This window comes from Streptomyces sp. NPDC054840 (assembly GCF_053611065.1).
In genome coordinates, this window is sequence record NZ_JBSGZP010000602.1 from 1 (window position 1) to 4,598 (window position 4,598).

Sequence of the window (4,598 nt, forward strand, 5' to 3'; positions counted from 1 at the left end):
CGTCCGCACTCTCCCCGGCCGGCTCCGCAGCCGGCTTGACGGCCGTGGGGGCGGCCGGCGCCGCCGGCGGCCCCGCGGTCAGGAACTTCGCCCAGCCCTCCTTCGGCGCCTCGCCGACGTCGAGGGTGCGCATCCACTCCAGGGCCTTCGGGTCCTGCGCGTCCAGCCAGTCCACGAGCTCCCGGAACGGGACGCAGCGGACCTCCTTCTGGGTGCACATGGTCTTGATGGACTCCTCGACGGCGCGCATGTAGGTGCCGCCGTTCCAGGACTCGAAGTGATTGCCGATGATCAGCGGTGCGCGGTTGCCCTGGTAGACCCGGTCGAAGGCCTCCCGCAGGCCGTCGCGCATCTGGTCCCCCCAGTAGGCGTGCTGGGAGGGGTCGCCCTGTGAGGTCGTCCCGGACTGGTTGACCATGTAGTTGTAGTCCATGCTCAGGGTGTCGAAGGCACGCCCCGGCATGGGCACCAGCTGGAGCGGGATGTCCCAGAGCCCGTCCGTCTTCTTGGGCCAGATCTGCTTGCTGATGCCGCTCGAGTCGTAGCGGAAGCCCATGTCCTTCGCCGCCAGCATGAAGTTCTCCTGGCCTTCGAGGCACGGGGTGCGGGCGCCGATGAGCTCCTTGTCGTAGTCGAAGGGGAGCGCTTCCTGCTCCTTCAGGCCGGAGTTGGTCTTCCAGTTCTTGACGAACGCCTTGGCCTGGTTGATCTCGCTCTTCCACTCCTCCACGGACCAGGTGCCGACGCCGCCGTCGGGGCCGCAGAAGTGCCCGTTGAAGTGGGTGCCGATCTCATTTCCCTCCAGCCAGGCCGCACGGACCTGGGTGGCGGTGTCCTTGATGCCCTGGAGGTCGCCGAAGCCGATGTCGGAGCGGCCGGGCGAGTGCTGGGGCGCCGTATAGAGGGAACGTTTCTCTTCCGGGAGCATGTAGACGCCGCTGAGGAAGTACGTCATGCGGGCGTTGTACTTCTTGCCGACCTCCCGGAAGTGCGAGAAGAGCTTCTGACTGTCCTCGCCGGCCCCGTCCCACGAGAACACCACGAACTGTGGCGGCTTTTCCCCGGGCTTGAGCTTGTGCGGCTTCTGCACGTTCGGCTGCGTGCCGGTGTATGCGGTCGAACCGTCACCGATGGGCCGGTTGACGCTGCCGGGGGCCTCCGGGGCGGCGGGCCCCTTCAGCGCGTTCGAGGCCCCGGAAGCCGGGGACTTGGCGGGTTCCGAGGTGCTGCACCCGGCCACTCCCAGGACCAGCGCCGTGGCGACCAGGCCGCCGGCGATCTTCTTCGTGGCGGCGATCATCCGCCCCACCTCTCCCTCGCAGTTCCATCGCGGACTTCCGCGCCGCAACGTCCCATGCGATTCGCCCGGGAAGAGGTATGACAAGCCGGACAAAATGCTTAATCACCCGTGAGTGCTAATTCATAGACCATTTGCCCCTATTATTCCCCACTCGCCTTTACTCTCCATTACCATCCATTTACCGAGTGTTGAGACTCCCGCCGCTTCACCCCTCCCCAGAGGAGACGGGAACCTATGACAGCCACCTTCCCCCCACGTACCACCCCAGAGATCCGCAAGGACCTTCCGGCGGATCTATCCGCCTCCATCGCAGTCTTCCTGATCGCCCTTCCGCTCTCGCTCGGCATCGCCCTGGCCACCGGCGCCCCGCTCCAGGCGGGGCTGGTCGCGGCGGCAGTCGGCGGGATCGTCGCCGGGCGGCTCGGTGGGGCCCCGCTCCAGGTGAGCGGGCCGGCCGCCGGACTCACCGTGGTCACCGCCGAGTTGATCCAGCGCTACGGATGGCGCACCACCTGCGCCATCACCGTGCTCGCCGGCCTCTGCCAGCTCGGCCTCGCCGCGCTGCGCACCGCCCGGTCGGCGCTCATGGTCAGCCCGGCCATTGTGCACGGCATGCTCGCCGGCATCGGCGTGACCATCGCGCTGGCTCAGCTGCACATCGTGCTCGGCGGCACACCGCAGAGCAACGCCGTGGCCAACGTGCTCGGGTTGCCGGGCCAGTTGGCCGATCTGCACCCGGTCGCGCTCGGAATCAGCGTCCTGACCCTGCTCGTCCTGCTCAGCTGGCCCCGGCTGCCCGGGCGGGTGGGCCGCGCCCTGCGCAAGGTGCCGGCGGCGCTCGCCGCCGTCGCCACGGCCACCGCCTTCGCCGCGCTGGCGGGGCTCAGTCTGCCGCGGGTGGACCTGCCGTCCTGGCGCAGCCACGCCCTACCCGAACTGCCCGAGGGCCCGGTCCTCGGTCTCATCGCCGCGGTACTGACCATCACCCTGGTCGGCAGCGTGGAATCGCTGCTCTCCGCCGTCGCGACCGACAAGCTGATCGCCTCCGAACGGCGTACGGGCAACCGCCCGCCACGCGCCGACCTCAACCGGGAACTACGGGGCCAGGGCGCGGCGAACATCGTCTCCGGAGCGCTGGGCGGGCTGCCCGTCACGGGTGTGGCCGTCCGCAGCGTGGCGAACGTCAAGTCCGGTGCGGTCAGTCGGAAGTCGTCCATGCTGCACGGATTCTGGGTCCTGCTCGCTGCCGGGCTGATGGTCCCGGTCCTCGATCTGATCCCGCTCGCCGCGCTGGCCGCCCTGGTGATGGCGGTCGGCGTGCAGATGGTCAGCATCACGCACCTGCGCAGTGTCTCCCGGCATCGGGAGGTCGTGGTCTACGGCACGACCATCCTCGCCGTGGTCCTGGGCGGGGTCCTCGAAGGCGTGGCCATCGGTATCGCCGTGGCCGTCGCGCTGGCCCTGCACCGGCTCGCCCGGACCCGGATCACCGTGGAGCAACTGGACGACGGGGTCCACCAGGTACGGGCACGCGGGCAGTTGACCTTCCTCGCGGTGCCCCGGCTGAGCCGGGTGCTGAACCAGATCCCGCACGACGGGCACGCGGTGGTGGAGCTGGACGGCTCCTTCATGGACCACGCGGCCTACGAGACGCTGCACGACTGGCAGGATTCCCACCTGGCGCACGGGGGCTCGCTGGAGGTCACCGGCCGCGCCGGATCGTCGGCGCGACTGCCCGAGGCCGTGACCGGAGCCGCACCCGACGACGGGCCCGCCGACGCCAGCCACCACGCGGACCGGTCCCGCCGCGCACACCGCGGGGTGCACCAGTGCTGCCGGCCCTGGACGCCTTGGCAGAACCACTGCGACCACCGCCCGGCGGGCACCCGTACGATCACCGCCACCGCGGCCGAGGCAGCCGCGGCGGCCACCGAGGCGGAGGCTGAGGCCGGCCCCGGGCAGGCCGACCCGACGGCACCCCGGCGGCGCGGCGCGGGCCAGCTGGCCAACGGCATCAGTGCCTTCCAGCGCGACACCGCACCCCACGTGCGGGACGAGCTGGCCCGGCTGGCCCGGGAGGGCCAGCGGCCTTCGCAGCTCTTCCTCACCTGCGCGGACTCCCGCCTGGTGACCAGCATGATCACGGCCAGCGGCCCCGGTGACCTGTTCACGGTCCGCAATGTCGGCAATCTGGTCCCGCTGCCCGGCGCGGAGTCCACCGACGACTCCGTAGCCGCCGCCATCGAGTACGCCGTGGACGTGCTGCAGGTGGACAGCATCACGGTGTGCGGGCACTCGGGCTGCGGGGCCATGCAGGCCCTGCTCTCCTCCACCCCCGGCGCCCCGATGACCCCGCTGCGCCGCTGGCTGAAGCACGGGCTGCCCAGCCTGGAGCGGATGGCCAGCCGCGACCACGCCTGGGCCCGGATCGCGGGTCGACTCCCGGCGGACGCGGTGGAGCAGCTGTGCCTGACCAATGTGGTCCAGCAGCTGGAGCATCTGAGGGCTCACGAATCGGTGGCCAGGCGGCTCGCCGAGGGCACGCTCGAGCTGCACGGGATGTACTTCCACGTGGGTGAGGCGCAGGCCTATCTGCTGTCCGAGGGCGAGGACTTCTTCGACTGCCGGGTCTTCGGGAGCGTGGGCCAGCACGTCTGAACCGATACCCTCCCGTATTCGTGCAATCGTTTGGCCCCTTCCCGCCCCTGCGGCGGGGAGGGGCCATTCGCACTCCGTCCTCGCACGGGCCAGATCATGATATAGGTCTAAACCAATTCTCGGTTGCCCCTTGTCACCCGGGCCGCTGACTGATGAGCTATGCCCGGGGACACAACGGACACCCTGGGAAAGGGAGATGTCGTGAGCAATGAGAGCCTGGCCAATCTGCTCAAGGAGGAGCGGCGGTTCGCACCGCCCGCCGATCTGGCCGCCGCCGCCAACGTGACCGAGGCTGCGTACGCACAGGCCGACGCGGACCGGCTGGGCTTCTGGGCCGAGCAGGCCCGGAGGCTGACCTGGGTCACCGAGCCGACCGAGACCCTCGACTGGACGAACCCGCCCTTCGCGAAGTGGTTCGCGGACGGCAAGCTCAACGTCGCGTACAACTGCGTGGACCGCCACGTCGAGGCGGGCAACGGCGACCGCGTCGCCATCCACTTCGAGGGTGAGCCCGGGGACAGCCGCGCGATCACCTACGCCGAGCTCAAGGACGAGGTCTCCAAGGCCGCCAACGCCCTGACCGAGCTGGGCGTCCGCAAGGGCGACCGGGTCGCCGTCTACCTGCCGATGATCCCCGAGG

The 4,598-nt window shown here is 70.0% G+C and carries 3 protein-coding genes; 2 read left to right on the plus strand and 1 reads right to left on the minus strand.

The features are described 5' to 3' along the window. Positions 1-1,300, minus strand: a 1,300-nt coding sequence (locus ACWGIU_RS30475; RefSeq protein WP_453711190.1) for a hypothetical protein, incomplete at its 3' end; no start/stop codon positions are given. 234 nt (positions 1,301-1,534) lie between these two features. Here ACWGIU_RS30475 and ACWGIU_RS30480 point away from each other — a divergent pair. Next, positions 1,535-3,958 (plus strand): SulP family inorganic anion transporter, encoded by a 2,424-nt coding sequence (locus tag ACWGIU_RS30480; protein WP_453711192.1) that lies wholly within the window; start codon positions 1,535-1,537, stop codon positions 3,956-3,958. A 159-nt stretch (positions 3,959-4,117) separates the two neighbouring features. Beyond that, positions 4,118-4,598: acetyl-coenzyme A synthetase N-terminal domain-containing protein (locus tag ACWGIU_RS30485; RefSeq protein WP_453711194.1), on the plus strand; the 481-nt coding region annotated here is incomplete at its 3' end.

Coding starts and splice junctions, on each gene's coding strand:
- ACWGIU_RS30480 (WP_453711192.1), top strand. CDS start 1,535: ATGACAGCCACCTTCCCCCCACGTACCACCCCAGAGATCCGCAAGGAC.